The 19,850-nt window shown below is 64.0% G+C and carries 17 protein-coding genes; 10 read left to right on the top strand and 7 right to left on the bottom strand.

Annotated features, from left to right (window positions below):
• Positions 1-46: 46 nt before the first annotated feature.
• Both trpA and trpB read right to left on the bottom strand, forming a co-directional pair.
• Positions 47-847 carry a tryptophan synthase subunit alpha gene (gene trpA, locus Pla111_RS11450; protein WP_146574460.1) on the bottom strand — a complete coding sequence of 267 codons (801 nt, stop codon included), beginning with the start codon at positions 845-847 and terminating at the stop codon, positions 47-49.
• A 93-nt stretch (positions 848-940) separates the two neighbouring features.
• Positions 941-2,179 carry a tryptophan synthase subunit beta gene (trpB, locus tag Pla111_RS11445; RefSeq protein ID WP_146574458.1) on the bottom strand — a complete coding sequence of 413 codons (1,239 nt, stop codon included), beginning with the start codon at positions 2,177-2,179 and terminating at the stop codon, positions 941-943.
• A 137-nt stretch (positions 2,180-2,316) separates the two neighbouring features.
• Between trpB and Pla111_RS11440 the strand changes: the two genes are divergently transcribed.
• Together Pla111_RS11440 and mutM are read left to right on the top strand one after the other, a co-directional pair.
• Complete coding sequence (locus tag Pla111_RS11440; RefSeq protein ID WP_146574456.1) at positions 2,317-3,291, top strand: hypothetical protein; 975 nt, start codon at positions 2,317-2,319, stop codon at positions 3,289-3,291.
• 34 nt (positions 3,292-3,325) lie between these two features.
• Positions 3,326-4,162, top strand: a complete 837-nt coding sequence (mutM, locus tag Pla111_RS11435) for a bifunctional DNA-formamidopyrimidine glycosylase/DNA-(apurinic or apyrimidinic site) lyase (protein ID WP_146574454.1) — start codon at positions 3,326-3,328, stop codon at positions 4,160-4,162.
• On the opposite strand, the gene Pla111_RS11430 is transcribed toward mutM, so the two are convergent.
• The 3 genes from Pla111_RS11430 to Pla111_RS11420 all read right to left on the bottom strand — a co-directional run bounded on the left by Pla111_RS11430 (position 4,147) and on the right by Pla111_RS11420 (position 6,474).
• Complete coding sequence (locus Pla111_RS11430) at positions 4,147-5,349, bottom strand: hypothetical protein (RefSeq protein ID WP_146574452.1); 1,203 nt, start codon at positions 5,347-5,349, stop codon at positions 4,147-4,149. The genes mutM and Pla111_RS11430 overlap by 16 nt on opposite strands.
• An 84-nt stretch (positions 5,350-5,433) precedes the next feature.
• Positions 5,434-5,652, bottom strand: coding sequence for a hypothetical protein (locus Pla111_RS11425; RefSeq protein ID WP_146574450.1), 219 nt, complete (start codon positions 5,650-5,652; stop codon positions 5,434-5,436).
• A gap of 162 nt (positions 5,653-5,814) precedes the next feature.
• On the bottom strand, positions 5,815-6,474 hold the full coding sequence (locus Pla111_RS11420) for an NAD(P)H-hydrate epimerase (protein ID WP_146574448.1): 660 nt from the start codon (positions 6,472-6,474) through the stop codon (positions 5,815-5,817).
• Between the two features lie 214 nt (positions 6,475-6,688).
• On the opposite strand from Pla111_RS11420, the gene Pla111_RS11415 reads away from it, so the two are divergent.
• A complete protein-coding gene (locus Pla111_RS11415) occupies positions 6,689-7,588 on the top strand; it encodes a hypothetical protein (RefSeq protein ID WP_146574446.1) in 900 nt (299 codons plus the stop codon).
• 36 nt (positions 7,589-7,624) lie between these two features.
• On the opposite strand, the gene Pla111_RS11410 is transcribed toward Pla111_RS11415, so the two are convergent.
• Positions 7,625-8,530 carry a sensor histidine kinase gene (locus Pla111_RS11410; protein WP_231930967.1) on the bottom strand — a complete coding sequence of 302 codons (906 nt, stop codon included), beginning with the start codon at positions 8,528-8,530 and terminating at the stop codon, positions 7,625-7,627.
• A 232-nt stretch (positions 8,531-8,762) separates the two neighbouring features.
• Between Pla111_RS11410 and Pla111_RS11405 the strand changes: the two genes are divergently transcribed.
• Positions 8,763-9,227 carry a hypothetical protein gene (locus tag Pla111_RS11405; RefSeq protein WP_146574444.1) on the top strand — a complete coding sequence of 155 codons (465 nt, stop codon included), beginning with the start codon at positions 8,763-8,765 and terminating at the stop codon, positions 9,225-9,227.
• Positions 9,228-9,299: 72 nt separating this feature from the next.
• Here Pla111_RS11405 and nadD read toward each other — a convergent pair whose 3' ends face one another.
• Positions 9,300-9,905: a nicotinate-nucleotide adenylyltransferase gene (gene nadD, locus Pla111_RS11400; RefSeq protein WP_146574443.1), complete on the bottom strand. Its 606-nt coding sequence runs from the start codon at positions 9,903-9,905 to the stop codon at positions 9,300-9,302.
• Between the two features lie 94 nt (positions 9,906-9,999).
• Here nadD and priA point away from each other — a divergent pair, with 94 nt between their 5' ends.
• The 6 genes from priA to Pla111_RS11370 all read left to right on the top strand — a co-directional run bounded on the left by priA (position 10,000) and on the right by Pla111_RS11370 (position 19,840).
• Positions 10,000-12,294 (top strand): replication restart helicase PriA, encoded by a 2,295-nt coding sequence (priA, locus tag Pla111_RS11395; RefSeq protein ID WP_146574441.1) that lies wholly within the window; start codon positions 10,000-10,002, stop codon positions 12,292-12,294.
• Positions 12,295-12,414: 120 nt separating this feature from the next.
• Positions 12,415-14,217, top strand: a complete 1,803-nt coding sequence (locus tag Pla111_RS11390) for a sensor histidine kinase (RefSeq protein ID WP_146574439.1) — start codon at positions 12,415-12,417, stop codon at positions 14,215-14,217.
• A gap of 94 nt (positions 14,218-14,311) precedes the next feature.
• Positions 14,312-14,761: a ribonuclease HI gene (gene rnhA / locus Pla111_RS11385; protein ID WP_146574438.1), complete on the top strand. Its 450-nt coding sequence runs from the start codon at positions 14,312-14,314 to the stop codon at positions 14,759-14,761.
• Positions 14,762-14,848: 87 nt separating this feature from the next.
• Positions 14,849-16,921, top strand: coding sequence for an ATP-dependent DNA helicase RecG (gene recG, locus Pla111_RS11380; RefSeq protein ID WP_197524970.1), 2,073 nt, complete (start codon positions 14,849-14,851; stop codon positions 16,919-16,921).
• 240 nt (positions 16,922-17,161) lie between these two features.
• A complete protein-coding gene (locus Pla111_RS11375) occupies positions 17,162-17,572 on the top strand; it encodes a TadE/TadG family type IV pilus assembly protein (RefSeq protein ID WP_146574435.1) in 411 nt (136 codons plus the stop codon).
• Positions 17,573-17,650: 78 nt separating this feature from the next.
• On the top strand, positions 17,651-19,840 hold the full coding sequence (locus Pla111_RS11370) for a VWA domain-containing protein (protein WP_146574433.1): 2,190 nt from the start codon (positions 17,651-17,653) through the stop codon (positions 19,838-19,840).
• Positions 19,841-19,850 lie beyond the last annotated feature (10 nt).

The raw sequence follows: 19,850 nt of genomic DNA, 5'->3' as shown, positions 1-19,850 counted from the left end.
GCTCTGCGCAGCTTGGTCTGCGATCACCAGACGGTCGAACGGGCGTTTAGCCGAGGGCGGCGATCAGCTGGGCGACATAATCGCCGACGCTTTTGAGCACCTCATCGCGGGGCTTTTCGGCGGCCTCCGCCACGCGCTTGACGATTGCCGAACCGACAATCAGCCCGTCCGCGACAGGGGCCAGCAGCTTCACATGCTCGGGCTGGCTGATGCCGAAGCCGATGCACAGCGGTAGCGGCGTTTGCTCGCGGAGCCAGCCAACGTTATCGATCAGATCGGCGGGCAGCTGGGTCCGCTCGCCCGTGATGCCGGCCACCGAGACGTAGTAGACAAAACCGGTCGAAGTCTCGCAGATCCGCAGGGCCCGATCGCGCGGTGTGGTGGGGGTGACGAGTTGAATCAGCGACAGGCCGCGTTCGCCGCACACCTTCGCCAAGATCGGTGATTCTTCAACGGGAAGATCGGGCACAATCAGCCCCGCGACACCCCGACTGGCAACATCGTCGCAATAACGCTCGATGCCGTGGCGGTAGATGATGGCGTAGCTGACCATCGTCACGGCGGGGGCCCCCAGCACCGGGCAGGTCTTGCCCAGCATGTCGAGGATCGCGGCGAGCTTGATCTTGGCGTTGAGCGCGCGGGTGTACGAAGCCTGGATCACCGGCCCATCGGCGATCGGATCGCTGTAGGGGATGCCCACTTCGCAGAGGCTCGCGCCCCGGGCGACGACCTCTTGGAGCACCGCGGCGGTGAACTCCAGATCGGGATCGCCCGCCGTAACGAAGGGCATAAGCGCTTTACGCTTCTCGGCGCGGAGCTTGGCGAAGAGGTCGGGGATCGCGGACATGACAGTTCGAGCAGCGGATGACGGGGACAGATCGCTTGAGAGCATAGTCGCCCCGCCGTACTTTGTTATGGGGGCGGCCGATGCAGCGGGCTCTTACCCGTAGTTCACACCCTTCAGCCGAGCGATCTCCATGGCGTCTTTGTCGCCGCGGCCGCTGAGGCAGACGACGATCACGTCGTCTTTCGGGCGCTCGGCCGCCATTTCCATGGCCATCGCCACGGCGTGCGACGTTTCCAAGGCGGGCATGATCCCCTCGCTATGGGCACAGGCGTCGAACGCCTCCATCGCCGTGGTGTCGCGGCAACTGGTGTAGCGCACCCGCCCGGAGTCCTTCCAGTAGCTGTGCTCGGGACCGACGCCCGGATAGTCCAAACCGGCCGACATGCTGTGCACGTCGCACGTTTGGCCGTCATCGTCCTGCATGACGTAGCTGAACGAGCCGTGCAGCACGCCCGGCTGGCCGTAGGTGAGGGGGCTGGCGTGGTCGCCCGGCTTGTCGCTGCGGCCGCCGGCCTCGACCCCCACCAGCTCCACCTCGGGATGATCGACAAACGGATAGAACATGCCCGCGGCGTTCGACCCGCCGCCGACGCACGCCACCACGGCGTTGGGTAGCCGGCCGAGCCGCTCGCGGCACTGGTCGATCGTCTCGCGACCGATGACCGATTGGTAGTCACGCACAATGCGCGGGAAGGGGTGCGGCCCCACGACCGAGCCGAGGATGTAGTGCGTTGTCTCGACGCTCGCCATCCAGTCGCGCATCGCCTCGTTGATGGCGTCGCGCAGCGTGCGGCTGCCGGTGGTGACGGGGCGCACCTCGGCCCCCAGCAGCTTCATGGCGAACACGTTGGGGCTCTGCCGCCGGATGTCCTCTTCGCCCATGTAGACCACGCAGGGCAGGCCGAAGTGGGCGCACGCCGTGGCGGTCGCCACGCCGTGCTGCCCGGCACCGGTCTCGGCGATGACGCGCGTCTTGCCCATCCGCTTGGTCAGCAGGCACTGGCCGAGCGTGTTGTTGATTTTGTGGGCACCGGTGTGATTGGTGTCTTCGCGCTTGAAGTAGATCTGCGCCCCGCCACACCGCTCGCTGAGCCGCCGGGCGTGGTACAGGGGCGACTCGCGGCCGACGAAGTCGCGCAGCAGTTCATCGAGTTCGGCCTTGAAGGCCGGGTCGGTGAGCGACTTTTCGTACTCGACGGCCAGTTCTTCTAGAGCGCGGACCAGGGTCTCGGGGACGTACCGCCCGCCAAAATCGCCGAAGCGGCCCTGGGCGTCGGGAACCTGGCTGGTGGCAGGGGGGCTAGAGACGGCGGCGGGGCTGGCGGTACGCATCGGTTATCCTGGGAGAAAGCGAGAGGCCCTATTCTCGACTACCGGGGTGGCGGCGATCAAGCTGGGCAGCCGCGCTGGGCGGCGTCATGCGGTTATTTCAGGGCTAAACGCAAGCAGCGTGGGCAAGGAGCAGTAGGTTGGAAGACAAACCGCAGAGCACAGCGCCCGAATCACTCCCCGCACAACTTGCCCGGCTGGGTGGCCAAGCGGCTGGCTGGCTTCGCGACCGATGGCATTTTGTCGTGCTGTACGCTTGGGTTGCCGTTGTCGTGTTGGTCTATCTTATCGGCAGCATTGCTCTCGAATCGCATCTGCTAATTCCCGCCGGCGTCGACGCAATGTGGTTGCGACCACCCCTGGCTGGTCTCGTGTTCCCGGTATCGATTGCTTGTCCCTTATGGGGATCAATGACCAGGGGAGCGTTAGCGCAACGCTTCTTGATAGCCTTCAGTGTCGCAGCGACAGGAGCAATCGCTCTTGTTGGCTTTGGCTTAATCTTGCCGATGACGGTGATTGCCTTTGCCTACGGATGGTGCTTGGGCATGGTGCTACGACGTTACGGTGGCATCGAACTCGATCAAGCCGAGCTAAGGACTGACGAGAAACAGAAAAAGTTCGCTTTTACTCTGCGTGAGTTGTTCGTACTTACGACTGTTGCGACCTGTTTCTTAGGCTTGTTGCGAACGCTCTCACTTTGGAGGGGAAGAGGGGGAGAAGTATTTTTTCTGTCCCCAGAAATAAACAACTTGCAAGCAATTTTCTCGCTGCTTGTCGCTCCTGCTACATGGATTGGAGTGCTCTTGCCGTTGTTCGTTGCTGCGTTCCCTTGCCGAGGCGTCGTGCCATCTTGGCGTCGGCTGACATATGGCTTACTCCTTAGCACGCTGATTCATGCGATCCTTACTGGCGTTTTTCGGCTCGCTGCCCTACCGCCATTTGACCTTCGTGCACTTTACTATTGGTTGTTAATGAATTTTTTCCATCTAGGGGTAAGCATCGGAGCGCTCGCGTCCATCACCTTACTCGCCCGCTGGATGCGCGGCGCCGGTTATCAACTGATACGCGTCGCGCCCGACAAGCCGTCCGTAAGCACTGACCTTACGCAAGATTAGAGATTCGGGAAGCTAACGTTTTCTCCACACGCTCATGCCCGAACTGCCCGAAGTTGAAACCATGCGGCGCAATGTCGCCGGTGCCACCGGCGCGACGATCGTCGCCGTGGAAAAGCTCGCGTGTCCGCGCAAGCCCATTGGCGTTACGCCACGCCTCGATCGGCTTCGCCGGCGGGTGGTCGAGCGGACAGTGGCGGCGGTCGAACGGGCCGGCAAACGGGTCGTGCTACGGCTGGACTCGGGCGAGCGGCTAATCCTCGAGCCGCGGATGACCGGCCTGGTGGGGGCGGGCGAATCGCCCAATCCGCTTTACCTGCGGCTCGGCTTCACGCTGGAAGGGGGCGGGCTGGATTACTGCTGGTACTGGGACCAGCGCGGCCTGGGCAAAGTACATCTGTACGACGAGGCGGAGTTCGCCAGGGCGCTGGGGCCCGCGAAGCTGGGGCCCGACGGCCTGTTCGTCACCGACCAGCAGTTACGCGAGCGGCTCGCCAGCAGCCGCCGACCGATCAAGGTCGCGCTGCTGGATCAGCAGGCAGTCGCCGGCATCGGCAACATCTACGCGGCCGAAATTCTGCACGTCGCCGGCGTGCATCCGGCCACGCGCTGCGATCGACTCACCCGGCAACGCTGGCGATGCATCGCCGACGCCACGCACGAGGTGCTCGAAGAAGCGATCCGCTACGAGGGCTCCTCGCTGGGGGACGGCACGTACCGCAACAAGCTCAACCAAGACGGCGGCTATCAGCACCACCACCGCGTGTACGGCCGAGCGGGCGAACCCTGCCCCCGGTGCCGCGGTGCGGTCGAGCGGATCGTCCAGGCGCAGCGCTCGACGTTCTTCTGCTCGCAGTGTCAAACGCGCCGCTGAGCGAGCACGCCGCCCAGCAGCGCGAGCAACGCGAACGAAGCGGGCTCGGGAATCGCCGTAGCGCTGGTAGCGCCACTGCCAAAATTGACGACCCAGGTGTTGTAGTCCGTCGGGGTGTAGGTCGTACCGAGACCGTCACGCCAGACGGTGTAGTCGGCGACATCGACGCTTCCGTCTCCGTTGTAGTCGCCCGCGACGGTTTCCGAGGCGTAAGTCAACACCAACCGGGGAGCCATGCCCGTCGTCGATTCACTGGCGTGTACGGCGAAAAAAGGCCCCGTCGTCGCGCTCTTCAGGAGAAACCCAACGTGCGACTCCTCGGCGGCCAGCAGACCGTTCAAGATGGCAGCGTCGAGCGGAATGGCAATCTCATCGCTCGATGCAGCCGCTACGCTGAGGCTGCCGAAAAGTGTTGTCGCCGCAGCGGGATCGGTCAGCGCCGGCAGGCCATCGGCACCGTAGCCGAACGCCTGCAAGTTCATCGTGCCACTGACGATGCCATCGGGGTCCAGCAAGAGTTGGGCTGATTGGATTTGCGCGCCAGCCGGGACAGAGCCCAGCGAGAACTCCGTCAGCACTTCCAGCGCTGGAAAGCTCGTGCCGAATCCGCCGTCGATACTCAGCAGTGGTTCGGTCAAGTTGCCCAGCGGGAAGGCGTTACCCGGGCGATGCTGAGCGTCGAACGTCGGGCTGACGCTGATCGTTGTCGAACCGGTCAGCGAGTCATCGCGGATCGAGAAGTTATCGACAAACGCAATGCCCCCCTGCGAGACGGTAAAGCCGCCATACAGCGTGGAGTCGGAAAGCAGGCCGATCGAGTCGGGCGTTTGATCGACAAAGTTGAGCGTGTTGCCCACGAAGGTGGTTCCGTCGAGCCCGTAATCGTTGACGTTCACTTCCCAACCGATCTGGCTGCCGAGGTGCTCGTAATCAACGCGCAGCTCGTACCAGTGATTGGGCAAGATCGAAACGCCGGAAAAATACGGACTGAAGCCCGGGAACGAGCCACCGCCGGCGGGGATCGGCCCGCCGAACAGACCCACCCCCTGCGAGGTTTCGCGCAGCGTGACCGAGGCGACCGCGCTATCCCAGCCTTCCTGCTCCTTGGACAGATAGACCTCGCCATAGCCAACCGACGAGCCGGAACCGATCGTACCGGGGTCTTTGATCTTGAAGAAACTCGACACGCTCAGCGAAGAGCCCGTGCCGGCGAAGGAGAACGACTCGCCCACGTAGGTGGTGTTGTGCGGACGGCTGACCGCCAGCGCGGGCTAACCGCCGACGCCGCCGTCAGGTGCCCAGAGGATCGGCAACCACTGGAACTCATTGCGGCGCAAGAAGCCGTTGAGGTCCGTCGAGGAACCGAAGTCGATCTCAACCGCATGCGCCTCACCGCAGAGGATTATCGTTAACAGGGCTAACAAACGGGGTAAACGCAGGCAAACGTTTGTTGCGACCCGACGGCGAGGCTGGCTTGTCTTGATAAGCATGAATCAGTCCTAAAGGAGAAAAGCCCCTAGTGCCCCTGATTGCTTGGGTTCAGCGGACCCGATCGTAGTCCAGCACGCTAGCCGGATCAAACAAGCGGTTACTATGGAGCGGCTCGTGTTACCCCTTGTGAGCGTCGTCCGCCCGACAGCGGGGGTGCCGAATCATCGAACCTCGGGGGCCGGCACGCCGATGTCCACCACGTGGATGTGCCCTAAAAATTCCTGAGCCCTGGGGTTCGTGAACCCCGCCTTTGGGGCCACAAACGTGCAGGTGTGATCGGCCCGAAACGTGGGGCGTGTGGGCTCGCCCGTATCGCAATCAAGGCCGCTCGGCAGATCAACCGCCAGTCGTCGCCCGCCGGCGGTGTTCATCCAGTCGATGAAGGTGTCGAACGGGGGGCGCGGCGCGCCGGTGGCCCCGCTGCCGAGCAGCGCATCGACCACCCACGCAACTTGGTCGTCCATCGCGTCGAGCTCTTGCAGCACCAGCGCCGGATTGACGCCGGTTTCGTCATGGAGGGGCACATGGCAGGGCACGAGCAAGTCGAACGCGAGACGAGCATCGCCCCGCAACTCGCTCGGACGAGCCCCTAGCACAACGCGCACCGCGTGCCCCCGCACAGCCAGGTGTCGAGCGATCACAAAGCCGTCGCCGCCGTTGTTCCCCCTGCCGCACACGACGATCACCTGACCCTCGATCCCCAGCCGCTCCATGACATCAACGCATGCGCGACCAGCGTTCTCCATGAGCAACATGCCGGGGAAGCCAAGGTCTTCGATCGCTCGGCGGTCGAAATCGCGAGCCTGTTGGCGGTTCAGCATCGGAGAAGGCCAGGCAGTTTGAGAGAAGTGTGAGACTAGTAAGTCGGCCAAGCTGTGCCGGCAACTGTCAGCTCGTTGAGAGCGGGACATGCTAGCACAACCGTGCGACGCCGATCTTGCCCTGGCAGGGAGGTTTCGCAACGATCCCCCGCCCGAGGGCTCACGGCGATCCCTCGGTGCCGTCGATTCGTGCTGTGCCTGGAGCTTGGTCGCCTTGAAGTCAACGCTTGAATGCTGTGTCGCGTTGCGTGTGGCGATCGGGTGTGCGCTGGCCGCCAGCGGCTGCGCGTTGACGGGTGAACCCGCGGCCAGCGGAGAGACGGGCCCGATCGTGCGTGGGCAGGCCCCCCCCGCCTTTGAAGATGGCTGGCGTCCTGCCGGCGGGGTGCCTCTGTACCTGGCACCCGGCGAACTAAGCTGCGAGACGGATCCGGCCCTATTTGGTCCTCCGCCGGGTGCTGCGCCGTGGATAGCACCGCCCACCTATGCGCCGCAAACGAGTTTGCCGGCCGCCGCGCCCCAGGCGGGCTGGCTCGACTTCTTGCCCGCCGAAGGGGGTCCGATCGCCAGCGATTTTGGTGTGCCGGTGCAGCCGACGATCGGCGATCGGATCGCCAATCCGATCTACGTTCGTACCAACGGCGGCGACGCGGCCTGGGAAGCGATCGCCGATGTGGTGACCGACTATTTTCCGCTTCGTACGGAACGGCGTGTCCGCCAGGTTGCTGGAATCGTCGAAGAAGGCCAGCTCGAGACGCAGTGGCAGTCGGCCGCGACGATCCTTGAACCATGGAAGCGTGACACGGTTGGCGCTTTCAACCGCTGGCAGAGCACGCTGCAAACGCTTCGCCGTCGGGCGGTTGTTCGGGTGATCCCCGCCGCTAGCGGATACGAGATCGGCGTGCGGGTCGATAAACAGCTTGAGGACTTGCCAAGACCTGAGCTAGCAACCGCCGGTGCCGCCTCGTTGCGGAACGATAGCTCGCTGCCCACCGATCGGTTGAACCCGGTCGATCGCGTGCGTTCTTCTGAGCGGTGGATCGATATCGGGCGCGACGAGCCGCTGGAACAGCGGATGCTGCGTGACATCGCTCAACGGCTCGGTGGCGCGTGAGCGGAGGGCGCAAAGGGGGACGAACCGACAGAGTTTTCAGGCGCTGGCCGCCGAGGGATGTGCGGCTCCGCCAACCCCTAGTTGGGCGATCGGCTTGCCAGCCGGACCAGCCAGTTGCTCAGCCTTCGCGGCGGGCAGCTTCAGCGTGAACGCCGTGCCGACGCCAATCGTGCTTTCAACACGGATCTTGCCGCCATGTGCCTCGATGATCTCGCGGCAGGCGGCCAATCCGACGCCTGCGCCTCCCTTGCCCGTTTCATCGGGGCCCGACTTGGTGCTGAAGTAGCGATCAAAGATGCGAGGTAAGACGTCCGGCGGGATACCCTGACCGGTGTCACGAAGGGTGAGATCGATCGTGCCGCGCGCGCTGTCTTCGGCCACGCGGAGCAGGATCCGCCCCCCTTGGGGCATCGCCTGCCGGGCGTTGGTGAGCAGGTTCAGCAAAACCTGCTGGATCTGGTTACCCACGATCATCGCGGGCCGCTGCGTTTCGTAGCTGGTTTCGATCGCGATCCGATACTTCTGCATCTCGCGCTCGAGCAACACCAGCGAGTCGTCGATCAGCGTGGGCAGCGGCGTCGGCGTGGCTTCGTTTCCACGGTTGCGGGCCAGCCCCAATACGCTGTTGGTCAATCGGGCGGCGCGTTCGCCAGCGCTGAGGATCTTGGTTAGCGCTTTGGTCCGCGTCGGTTCGTCGGGATGCCGCAGGCCCAGCTTGGCGTAGTTGAGAATCGTTGTCAGAACGTTGTTGAACTCGTGGGTGGTCGTTCCGACGAGCTCACCCAGAGCGGTCTTCTGCTCGGCCTCGCGAAGCTCTTGCTGTAGCTGACGGACTTGCTCACGTAGTTCGGCGACCGTTGCTTGCTGGCTTGCTGCCATGTGCTGTTTCACCGAACCGTCAGAGGTCGAGTAGCGAAACCGCGGGCAGCGGTCGCGACTCATACGAATAGTGCTAGCATTCGCTTCGGAAAGCTTGCCCGGCTTGCCGAATCCGATGCTTTTGACGGACGCGGAGCCTCGATCGCGAGCGATCGAGCTACGCACACGTCCTGATATCTTCGACATCGTCGATCCGGAGTCGCCCGCTTCAGGGACAGCGGGTAGAATCCTAAGCGGCCGCAGGGCAGGAAGCCCCGCGGCGACAAACTCTAACGCTCAACCCGGCGAGGCAAGGATGCCCCCAATCCAGGTTGCGGCGATGACGTTGCCCTGTGGCGACTCATCGGCCGCTGATTCGGCTTCGATCTTCTCGATCGAAGATTTCCGGCAAGCAACCCAATCCGAGCAGACGGCCTCCAGCGTGGTTGCAGTTGTGCCCCCGCGCCCAACTGCGGTTGGGCGTCCGTCGGTCCCGTTCAAGAGGCGTCACCTCGAGGCCGGCCCCCTCGATCGATTGCTGGGGGAAGCGACCTCCCTGGCCCGCAAATTGGGAGTCGAGGTGCGGCGTCGCTGGCTGGCGGGTGCTGGCGGCGGCAGCTACTGGCGGAGCGGCATGCTCCGCGTGGTGCTCGATAGCGAATCATCGTCAGCAGCGCAGCTCGCAACGCTAGCGGATGCCCTCCGTGGCGATCATCGACTGAGCAGTATGCCGATGTCTTCGGCGCTGTTCGAGTTCCTCGATGTCCGTCGCGCTGCTTGAAGCCGATGCCGCGGGGGATCCAGCGGTTGGGTGCCCGGGCGCGGTATTGACTCCGACACAACGTGCCATCCGCTAGCGGTACAGGCGGTGCCGCGCAATGTATCGGAGAACGCTTGGCGGCAGCTCGTCGTGCGGCGTGTCACTCGCCGCCAAGCGGGCGCGCAGCTCTCGGCTGCTGATGGCGACGGGAGGCATCTCGACCAGCAGCGCCCGCAGCTGCTCGAGCCGATCGTTCGAGACCAACTCGGCGAGCACAGAGAAGTCGACCGCGCCCTCGCCCGCACGATGCACCACCAGAGGCGTCGCGAGGCGCAAGACCTCGGCCGGCTCGCGCCAAAGCGGAAGATCGTGCAGCGTGTCGGCACCCATCAAGAAGAAAAGCTCAGCCGAGGTGTGTGCCGCGGCGATCTCGCTCAGCGTATCGACCGTGTAGCTGACGCCTCCGCGGTCGATCTCGATCGTCGAGACGCGCAGAGCGAGTTCGTTTGCGGTTGCCAACCGCAGCATCGCGACGCGATCGGCGGCGGAGGCGATCGGTCCCTCGGGCTTGTGCGGTTGCTGAGCAGCCGGGACGAACCACACCTCGTCTAGTTGAGCTTGGTCTCGGCACGCCGCCGCCAAGGCGAGGTGTCCGTTGTGGAGCGGGTCAAAACTGCCGCCAAAAAGACCGAGACGCATAGCGGGGCGGGGCGGGTTAGGGTGGCGGGGGAACGACCGTCGACAGGTCAGGGCCCTTTCCTACCGCCCCGAGCCCGCGGACCATAGCCTCAGTATGCAGCAATCGCTCTTCGACGCCGAACCACCCGACTGGGAGATCGACTCTCAGCAGCGGCGGCTCGTGGCGACCATCGTCCTTCCCGGAGGGGTACCCGGAGAGTTCGATTACACGGTCCCTGCGCAGTTCGTTGACGAGAAAAATCGGGCCAAGCACGTCGAGCCGGGACGCCGTGTGCGAGTGCCTTTCGGGCGTGGCTCGCGGAGCGTGGCAGGCTACTGTGTCCGCTTGGAGCACAAAGAGGTTTCCGCCGGCCGCCGCCTGAAGGAGCTGATTGACGTTCTGGACGCCGAATCGCTCGTTTCTCCCGCCATGCTGCGGCTCACGCAGTGGATGGCCGATCGCTATCAGACGCCCTGGGGGCAGGTGCTCGAAGCGGTTGTCCCTTCGGGCGTGCGGGGCAAAGCCGGCACGCGCGAGGTCACGCTGCTGAGCGTACCGACCAAGGTAGCGGCCCAATTGACCACGCTGACTCTGCCGCCCAAGCAGCAAGCGGTGCTCACGGCCCTTGCGGCGCGCACCGGGCCGCTCACCGCCAAGCAGCTGTGCCTGCTAGTCGGTTGCACCACCGGGCCGATCAATGCTTTGCGAAAACAGGGCTTGATTGCATCGCATGTCGAGCGGGTCGATACGGACGCGATCAGCGCCGCGGCACAAGAAGCACCGCCCCGCGAGGGGCCTAAAACGCTCAGCCAAGACCAGCAACGGACACTGGACGCGGTGCTTTCGGTCATCGAGGCTGGCAAGCATCAGACGATCCTCGTCCACGGCGTCACGGGCAGCGGCAAGACCGAGGTCTATCTCCAGGCGATCGAGCGTGTTGTGGCGTTCGGTCGGCAAGCGATTGTGCTGGTCCCCGAGATCAGCCTGACGCCGCAAACCGTCCGTCGTTTTCGCGAACGGTTTGATCACATCGCGGTGTTGCATAGCCGACAGAGCGACGTGCTCCGCCATCGCCAGTGGAGGAGCATCGCCCGGGGCGAGGTGCAGGTGGTCATCGGTGCACGCAGCGCTGTGTTCGCCCCGACCCCACGGCTCGGGCTGATTGTGATCGATGAAGAGCACGAAACCTCGTTCAAGCAAGATACGGCACCGCGCTACCACGCGCGTGACGTCGCCTTGCAACGCACGGCCGAAGAGCGTGCGCCGCTTGTGCTGGGCAGCGCGACGCCGGCGCTCGAGTCGTGGGTTGCGGCGCAGCAAGGCGGGGGATGGCTGCTCACCGAGTTGCCGCGGAGGATCGCCGACCGGCCGATGCCCGCGGTCCGCTTAGTCGATCTGCGGGCAGAATCATTGCGCGGGGCGCTGAGTCGGCAGCTCTGCCAAGCGATGGAGCATGCGCTCCGCGACAGCGGGCAAGTGATCTTGCTGCTTAATCGTCGGGGCTACTCGACCCATGTCCGGTGCCCGAGCTGCAAAAATCTCGTCAAGTGCAAGCATTGTGATGTGGCGATGACTTTCCATCGCGAAGACCGCACGATGTTGTGTCACTGGTGCGACTACCGCTGCGCGCCCCCCTCGGTCTGCCCGGACTGTCGCAGCCCGACGATCCACTACGGCGGGCTCGGCACGCAAAAGCTCGAAGACGAAGTACGTGCACGCTTCCCCGGTATCGCGGTCGCGCGGATGGATGCCGACACCACACGCGGCGCTAACAGCCACGAGCTGGCGCTCGACAAGTTCCGTTTGGGGGAGACGCGGGTGCTGCTGGGCACCCAGATGATCGCCAAGGGGCTCGACTTTCCCAATGTGACGCTCGTTGGCGTCGTCAACGCCGATTCGGCGTTGCACCTGCCCGACTACCGCGCTGCAGAGCGCACGTTTCAGCTTGTGACGCAGGTGGCCGGACGCACGGGACGCGGGCCCCGGGGGGGGCGTGTGATCGTGCAAACCTTTGATCCTGAGCATCCGGCGCTACAAGCCGCTGCCGATCACGATTTTCATCGGTTCGCCCGCGAGGAACTGCCCGAACGCCAGGCGCTCGGCTACCCGCCCTATGGCAGCCTGGCACGGGTTATCGCCCGCGGCAGCTCGGAGCCGCTAGTCAAAGCGTACCTCGAAGAGCTCGAAGCCTATGTTCGTGCTGGCGATCCGGCGGATTCCGGGCTCCGGCTGTTGGGCCCGGCCCCAGCACCGATCCCCCGTCTACGCGGCGAGCATCGCTATCATTTGTTGCTCCGGATGCCGCATTCTGAGCCCTTGCGGCAGGCTATCGCGGCGGGAATGGGGGCCGTGGTGCTGCCCGACGGCGTCCGCTCGATCGTTGATATCGATCCGGTCGATATGCTCTGAGAAGCGTGCGTGGGGGGGAGGGCGTGCCGTGCTGCAGGGTTCGGGGGCCCGCCAGGGGTCGCGATCATCTTGCCGGTTCGACATTGGTAGCGGCTGTCGCGCGGCCGTACAATTGGGCGTATGTCTTACCGCGGTTTTAAACGCGTGCTCGGCGAGAGCAGCCTCGAACGCAAGTGCCGCTGGTGGTTCGGCGTCACGCTCGGCGTGCTGTTGGCGCTGAGCTTCTACTGGTCGGGCCAGAAGCTGCGCGACATTGTGCGCGAGAGCGACGTCCGCTTGGGGCCCGAGCTGGTTCGGGCGGCGTGGCTGCAAACGCACTTTTCTTTAGAGCTGAAGTATCTGGCCGAGCGTCAGCAGCGTTCTGGCGAAGCCCAAGCCCCAACGTCGTCGGTCGATGCCGCCGGATTCTATCGCGAGCTGCTCGACAGCGGAGACCGCCTGGGGACCGACTTCGATGCTTATTCGATCCTTCCCCAGGGGGAACAAAACCCCGAGCGGATCGGAGCCCCCCAGTTCGATTGGGAAGAAAATCTCTTCCGAACGTACGCCGAGATGGATCCCCCCGCCGAGGGCGAAGCCATCCGCCACGTCGAGCACTACGACGACGAACAGAATGTCTTCCGCTACTACCAACCGCTCTACGCGACCGCTCAGTGCGCGGACTGCCACCGACACGTTGGCACCATCAGCCGCACCGGCCTGGCCGAGGGCGATCTCATGGCGCTGGTGCGGATCGAGATGGATCAGGGGGAGACCCGCGACGATATCGCTAAGTACGACGCCATCATGTGGGGCGTCGCGCTCACGATCGGTGTGCTCTCGATGTTCTTGCTGTACTTCATCGTCCGCTACGTGATCGTCAAACCCGTCCAGCACTTGCAAGACGTTGCTAACGCCGTCCGCGAGGGCGACATCGAGAAGCGGGCCGAGATCAACACGCGCGACGAGTTCGAGGAGCTGGCCGCCGCCTTCAACCGCATGCTCCGCCAGCTGCTCCGTCAGCAAGATGCGTTGAAGGAAGTTAACGGCGAGCTCGACGGCAAGATCGACGAGCTTGCGCAACTCAACCTGCGGCTGTTCGAGATGAACCGCTTAAAGAGCGACTTCCTGGCAACGATGAGTCACGAACTGCGGACGCCCCTGAACAGTATCTTGGGCTTCAGCGACGTGCTCGGTTCGATCAAGACGCTCGACGATAAGCAGCGCCGCTACGTGGGCAACATCCAGCGATCGGGCAAGATGCTGCTCGAGATGATTAATGACATCCTCGACCTTGCGAAGATGGAAAGCGGCCGTATGGGGGTCCATCCGACCGACTTCCCCGTCGAGGCAGTCGTTGTTGCGCAAAGCGATATGGCGCGTCCGCTGAGCGAGCGCAAGAACATCGATCTGGAGTCGGACTGCCCCGCCGGGCTGCCCCTGCTGCGACAAGATCAAGCCAAGCTACAGCAGGTGCTCAACAACCTGCTTTCTAACGCGATCAAGTTTACCCCCGAGGGGGGACGCATCATGGTGCGGGTCCGGCGCGAGATGGAGCGGGGCGTTGGTTGGTTACTGCTGGAAGTGGAAGACACGGGCATCGGCATCGGCCCCGAGGACCAAGCGATCGTCTTCGAGAAATTCCGCCAGGGTGCTTCGGCGGCCCCACGCGGCGATGCGATGACCCGTGAGCAGGGCGGCACAGGCCTGGGGCTGTCGATCGTCCGCGAGCTGTGTCGTCTGCTGGGTGGAGAGATTTCGTTGAGCAGCGTTGTCGGCAAGGGGAGTACCTTCACGGTCCGGCTGCCTTGGCGCCTGACCCCTCGGGCTGACGCCGAGCTCGACAAGGGTGTCGCCGATCTAACGCGGCCCATGCTTCCGCCGCAAACCTCCGCGATGCTGCCCGCGCCCTCGCCGCCAGAGGTTGCTAGAACCTCTTCCTAGCGACCAGCGAGCCCCTCGGCCAGGCAAACCGTTGACCGGCGCCTGTTGGCTGCCGTTGATTGGATTTTCTACTACGAACCCCGACAGCTTTCTCTTGACGCAAGTACATCTTTACACGGACGGCGGCTGCAGCGGTAATCCGGGCCCCGGCGGCTGGGCCTTTCTGCTGATCCATCCGGAGACCGGCAAAGAGCTGGAGCGGTCCGGTGCTGAGCGCGAGACCACCAACAACCGCATGGAACTACAGGCGGTGGTGGAAGGGCTGGGGTCGCTTAAGCGGCCCACGCAGGTCGAGCTGTTCACCGACAGCGTTTACGTCGGCAAAGGACTCAGCGAATGGATGCCCAAATGGAAAGCGAACGGTTGGCGACGCAAAGAAAAAGGTCGTTGGGCGGAAGTCAAGAACGAAGATCTGTGGCGTCAACTGGACGAACTCGCCGCCAAACATCGGGTTAAGTACACCCGTGTCGCCGGCCATAGCGGCCACACCGAGAACGATCGGGTAGACGGGCTGGCGGTGGCGGCCTACCAAAAGTACCTGTGAGTCCAACCTGCCTGAGCGGTGGCCTGCGACGAAGGGCTGGCACCGGCTCCTTCTTCTACCGGGCGAGCGGCGGATAGACTCGCACGCGTGGATTCCTCACTCGCAGCGCCGATCAGCACTCTGCCGCGGGTTCCGGTGCGGCTTGCCGAGTCACTGGAGCGCAAAGGCCTGCGCAGCGTCGCGGACTTGCTCTTCTGTTTCCCGCGTGAGTACGAAGACTTTCGCGATCGGCGGGCGATCGCCGACCTCGAGGCCGACGTCGCCCAAACCATCGTCGGCGAGGTGATCGAGGTCGAGTCGAAGGGGGGCTTCGGCAAGAGCCGCGTGGGCGTTGTCGTCGAAGACCAAACGGACGCCCTGCGGGCGATGTGGTTCAATCAAGCGTTCATGCGAGACAAGTTTCATCCGGGCCAGCGGGTGCAGTTTTCGGGTAAGCCCAAGCGAAAAGGATTGCGCTGGGAGATGGTCCACCCGCGCGTGGCTTGGCTCGAAGACACGGACGACTCGGCCGGAGAAGAGGGGTTGCTGGCCGTCTATTCGCTCACCGAGGGGGTTTCGCAGCATCACATGCGGCGTTTGGTGGCGGCGGCCGTGACGGCTCATGCCGACACCCCGACCGAGGTTTTACCCGCCCCCCTGCGCGATCAATACGGCTTACCGGGGTTGGCGGACGCGCTGCGCTGGATCCATGCGCCGCGCAACGAAGCACAGCGCGATACGGCGCGGCGACGGTTTATATTTCAAGAATTGCTCGTGCTCCAGCTCGCGCTAGCCGCGCGTCGCCTGCAGCACCGGCTCGGGTTTCGCGCGCCCGAACTGGCAGTCGATCGCCAGCTCGATGCCCGCATCCGGCGATTGTTTCCTTTCGAGCTGACGGCGGGCCAAGAGAAAGCCCTCGCCGAGGTTGCCACCGACTTGGCGCTCGACACCCCGATGAACCGCCTCGTGCAGGGGGACGTGGGCAGCGGCAAAACCGTGGTGGCACTGTACGCGTTGCTGGCCTGTGTCGCGAACGGCTACCAGGCGGTGCTGCTAGCTCCCACCGAGATCCTAGCCCGCCAGCATGCCGCGACGCTGGCAAGCCTGCTTAAGGTGAGCCGAGTCCGTAGCAGGCTGCTGGTGGGTGGTCTTGCTGAACGCGAAAAGGCGGAGGTCCGAGCGGGGCTCGTCGCGGGCGATATCGATCTGGCGATCGGAACCCACGCTCTGCTGCAAGAGAAAGTTAGGTTCGCAAAACTCGGTCTGGCGGTCATCGACGAGCAGCACAAATTCGGCGTTCGGCAGCGTGCCGCGCTACGCCAAGGACAGCACTCCCCGCATTACTTGGTGATGACTGCCACGCCGATCCCTCGCACGCTGTGCATGACGCAGTTTGGCGATCTGGATGTTTCCGTTCTGGATGGCTTGCCGCCCGGTCGTCAGCCCGTGAGTACCTATGTGGTCCGTCCGGCCGAAGCTTCGCGATGGTGGGAGTTTGTGCGCAAAGCGCTCCGCGACGGCCGACAGGCGTATGTCGTTGCGCCGCTGGTCGAAGAGTCAGACGCCACCGCGGCCGCGAGCGTCGAGGAATCGCTCCGTGCGTTGGCCGAAGGAGAATTAGCGGACTTTAGGCTGGGCCTGCTCCACGGACGCATGAACGCCAGCGATAAAGATGCCGCCATGGAAGCGTTTCGGCTTCGCGAGACACAGGTTCTTGTGAGCACGACCGTGATCGAGGTCGGGGTGGATGTCGCCAACGCGACCATTATGACCGTCGTCTCCCCCGAGTGCTTCGGGCTAAGCCAGTTGCATCAGCTGCGTGGCAGAGTCGGCCGCGGGATGCACGCCGGCTATTGCGGCTTGCTCGTTCCCGAGGAACCCGCCGAAGCTGCCCTGCAGCGGATCGAGGCGTTTGCCGCCACGACCGATGGCTTTGCGTTGGCGGAACTCGACTTTCGGATGCGGGGCCCCGGCGATCTGTTTGGCGAACGCCAGAGCGGACTCCCGCCGCTCCACATTGCGGACTTGGCGCGTGACGGTGAAGTTCTTGTCGAGGCCCGAAACGCTGCCGCCGACCTGTTCGCGACCGATCCGGGTCTCAAGCACCCGGACCACGCCGCGCTCCGTCGACAGATGCTGCGGCGGTACGGTGCCTCGCTCGATTTGGGCGACGTCGGCTAGGCCTATCAAACTCGTCCCGCGAAGAGCAGCTGCCCGCGGCAACGGCGTCAGCCCGCAGAACCCGAATAATCCGCCTCGCTTGCCAGTGTGGTGTTCGGCTTCCGCAACGCCCGTGGGGGGAACGTGAGCTAGGTTTGCAAAAACCTATGCGGCTCTCTCCCGCCGGCTTGCTACGGCAGTCTCGGTTGGTGAGTGGCTCGCGTGCTCGCTCACGCTCTTCAGTGCTTACCAGGGTTTGTTATGACGCGGAGTCGGAAACCCCATCCTCGTGGTGTCGCGGCGGTTGAATTCGCTGTGGTTGCCCCCGTTTTCTTCTTGGTGGTGCTTGGCATCATCGAGTTTGGGCGGATGGTGATGGTCCAGCAGGTGATCACCAACGCGGCTCGCGAGGGGGCCCGCATCGCCGTGCTCGATTCGGCGACCACAGCGCGGGTCGAGACACGGGTGACTGACTATTTGAATTCGGCCAATCTGCGTGGCTCTTCGGTCACGATCACTCCGAATCCTCCCACGCTGGCGGGTTTTGACCAGCCGGTTTCGGTCCAGGTTGATGTGCCGTTTGCGGCGGTGAGTGCGCTCTCGCGACCCTTCCTGGCCGGCTCACGGACCCTCACTGCGACAGCCGTGATGCGTCGTGAGACCAGCGAGTAATCGTGCCAGGCTGATCCCGCGTCGCACGCCCCTGATTGAATTTCCCCCCGCCGATAGCTCCGGACGGAAACGCCAAAGATGCCCCGCTTCAACAGCTTGCTCGGTCCTCGTTGGGGCCGCCTCGTCGCGCGCCGCGGAGTGATTATTCCGATGGCGGCCATCCTGATGGTCGTCATTCTTTCCATGGCAGCCCTCGCGATCGACATGGGCTACATGTTCGTGGTGCGCACCGAGTTGCAGGCCGCGGCCGATGCCGGCGCGTTGGCCGCCGGCAATTCGTTGCACCTGACCCCCACCGAGATCGTGCGGGTGGGCACCGACTATGTGACTCGGCACGAAGCGGGTGGTCGCAATATCACCTCCGCAGAAACTGCGGTTGAGCTGGGTGTCTGGGACGCCGCCACCGAGGTCTTTACGCCGGTCGCGGGCGCGGCGGTGGGCAACGCCGTCCGCGTTACCGCCACGCGGTCGGACGAGGCGTTGTTCTTTGCACGGGTCATGGGCCGTAATCAGTTTACGACCGAGGCGTCAGCCATCGCGATGGCCAACCCCAAGGATATCGTCTTTGTGGTCGACCTCTCGGGTTCGATGAACGACGACACCGAACCCGCCTGGGCCACCACAACGGTCAACAGCACCTTTGCCGGTTCCGGTTTTCCGACCGTCGGCAACGACCTCATGCGCAACGTTTACCAGGACCTGGGTTTCGGCGCATTTCCGGGAGTGCTGGAGTACCTGGGCGAACCGCTCGGTGTGGCGCGGGGAAACATTGCCTACGCCGAGCTGACCTCCGATATCGGCCCGCTGGCAGGGGCATTGGTCCCCGCGGTCTATCGAATCACGGCAGGAGACGACGAGCAAACACGTCGCACTAAATCCTATCGCTGGATTCTTGAAAACCAGATCGCGAGGCTCATGCCGGGCGTGCGACCCGCTCCGACCGTGGCGAACATGGGTTTCTGGGAGAAGTACATCGACTATGTGCTGATCCCGTCGTTCGTTACTTCACCGCGACCACCAGCACCGCCAACACCACCCACTCCGCCGTCACCGCCGTCACCGCCGACGCCACCCACTCCGCCGACCCCGCCGACCCCACCAGGGCCACCGACCCCGCCACCGCCGCCGCCGCCGCCACGTCCGCCGATTGGTATGACGCCAGCCCATGATCTGTGGCGTGCGCTCGCGACCGATAGCTTGGCGACCCTCGGCTTGATGGGCATGCAGCGCGCCGAGCTTGCGCCAGCGTGGACCATTGCGACCCAGGCCTCGGTTTTTGGAGCGGCGGCCAGCGGGCCGGGGCTGCCGCGCGTCGGCGGTCTGTATGGAGGATTCGACGCTTGGTTGCCTCCCAGTCAAGACGGCGACCGCATCGAACAGTTCAACAACCCGAACAAGGCAAGCTTTCCCGCCTCGGATTCCGGGTTGCCCTATCAGGTTAAGAACTTCTTTGGCTATCTGACCTACACGCAGTTCCTGATGGACCACGGTCGCGACCTGCGGCCCGACGGTTCGACCTACGTCGAGCTGTCGCTGGATAGCGGCCAGTGCCCAATGCACCGCGAGACGGTGGCGGGGCGTACGTTTGACTTCCCTCCGCGCACGCAGCCGATGCACGCCTCGAGGCGGTCGATTATCGCTTCGCTCGACTTGGTCGAAGATCGTAACGGCATCATCCCGAGCGCCGCGCATCGCGACCGTGTTGGGGTTGTCACGTTCGACTCGGTTGCCGGATCGGTGGTCCGAGAAAACCTGACCACGAATTACAGCAACGTCATGCAGTCGATGACCACCTTGCAGGCGGTTGGCGACAAAGGGACCACCACCGCCACCGAGAAGGGGCTGATGCTCGCTCGGCAGATGCTCCAGACGAGTGGTCCGGGAGCCCAGGCACGTGAGAACTCGACCAAGGTGGTCGTTCTGCTCACGGACGGCATCCCCAACGCTTATGAGTCAGCGGACGGAGCTATCGACTCGTTCGCGATAGCAAACCCGGGGGGCGAGTTCTACGGCGGAGGCTACTACTGGCTCGACGCCGCGCTGATGCAAGCCGGCAATCTCAAAACCGATCGTTCGGATATGTATCCGGTCGGGATCGGCCTGGGAACCGACTACGACTTCATGGACCGCATGGCCCGCACCGGCGGCACGGCCAACGGCGGCGGCCAAAGCGCCCGTGGTTCGGGCAATCCGGCCGAGTACGAGCAGCGGCTCGTGGAAATCTTTGAGAAGATCATCAAAGAGCCCGTCGCCAAGCTCGTGCAATAGAAGTCGCTAA

This window comes from Botrimarina hoheduenensis, assembly GCF_007859815.1.
Classification (GTDB): domain Bacteria; phylum Planctomycetota; class Planctomycetia; order Pirellulales; family Lacipirellulaceae; genus Botrimarina; species Botrimarina hoheduenensis.
This window is presented reverse-complemented; position numbering and strand designations above follow the sequence as displayed.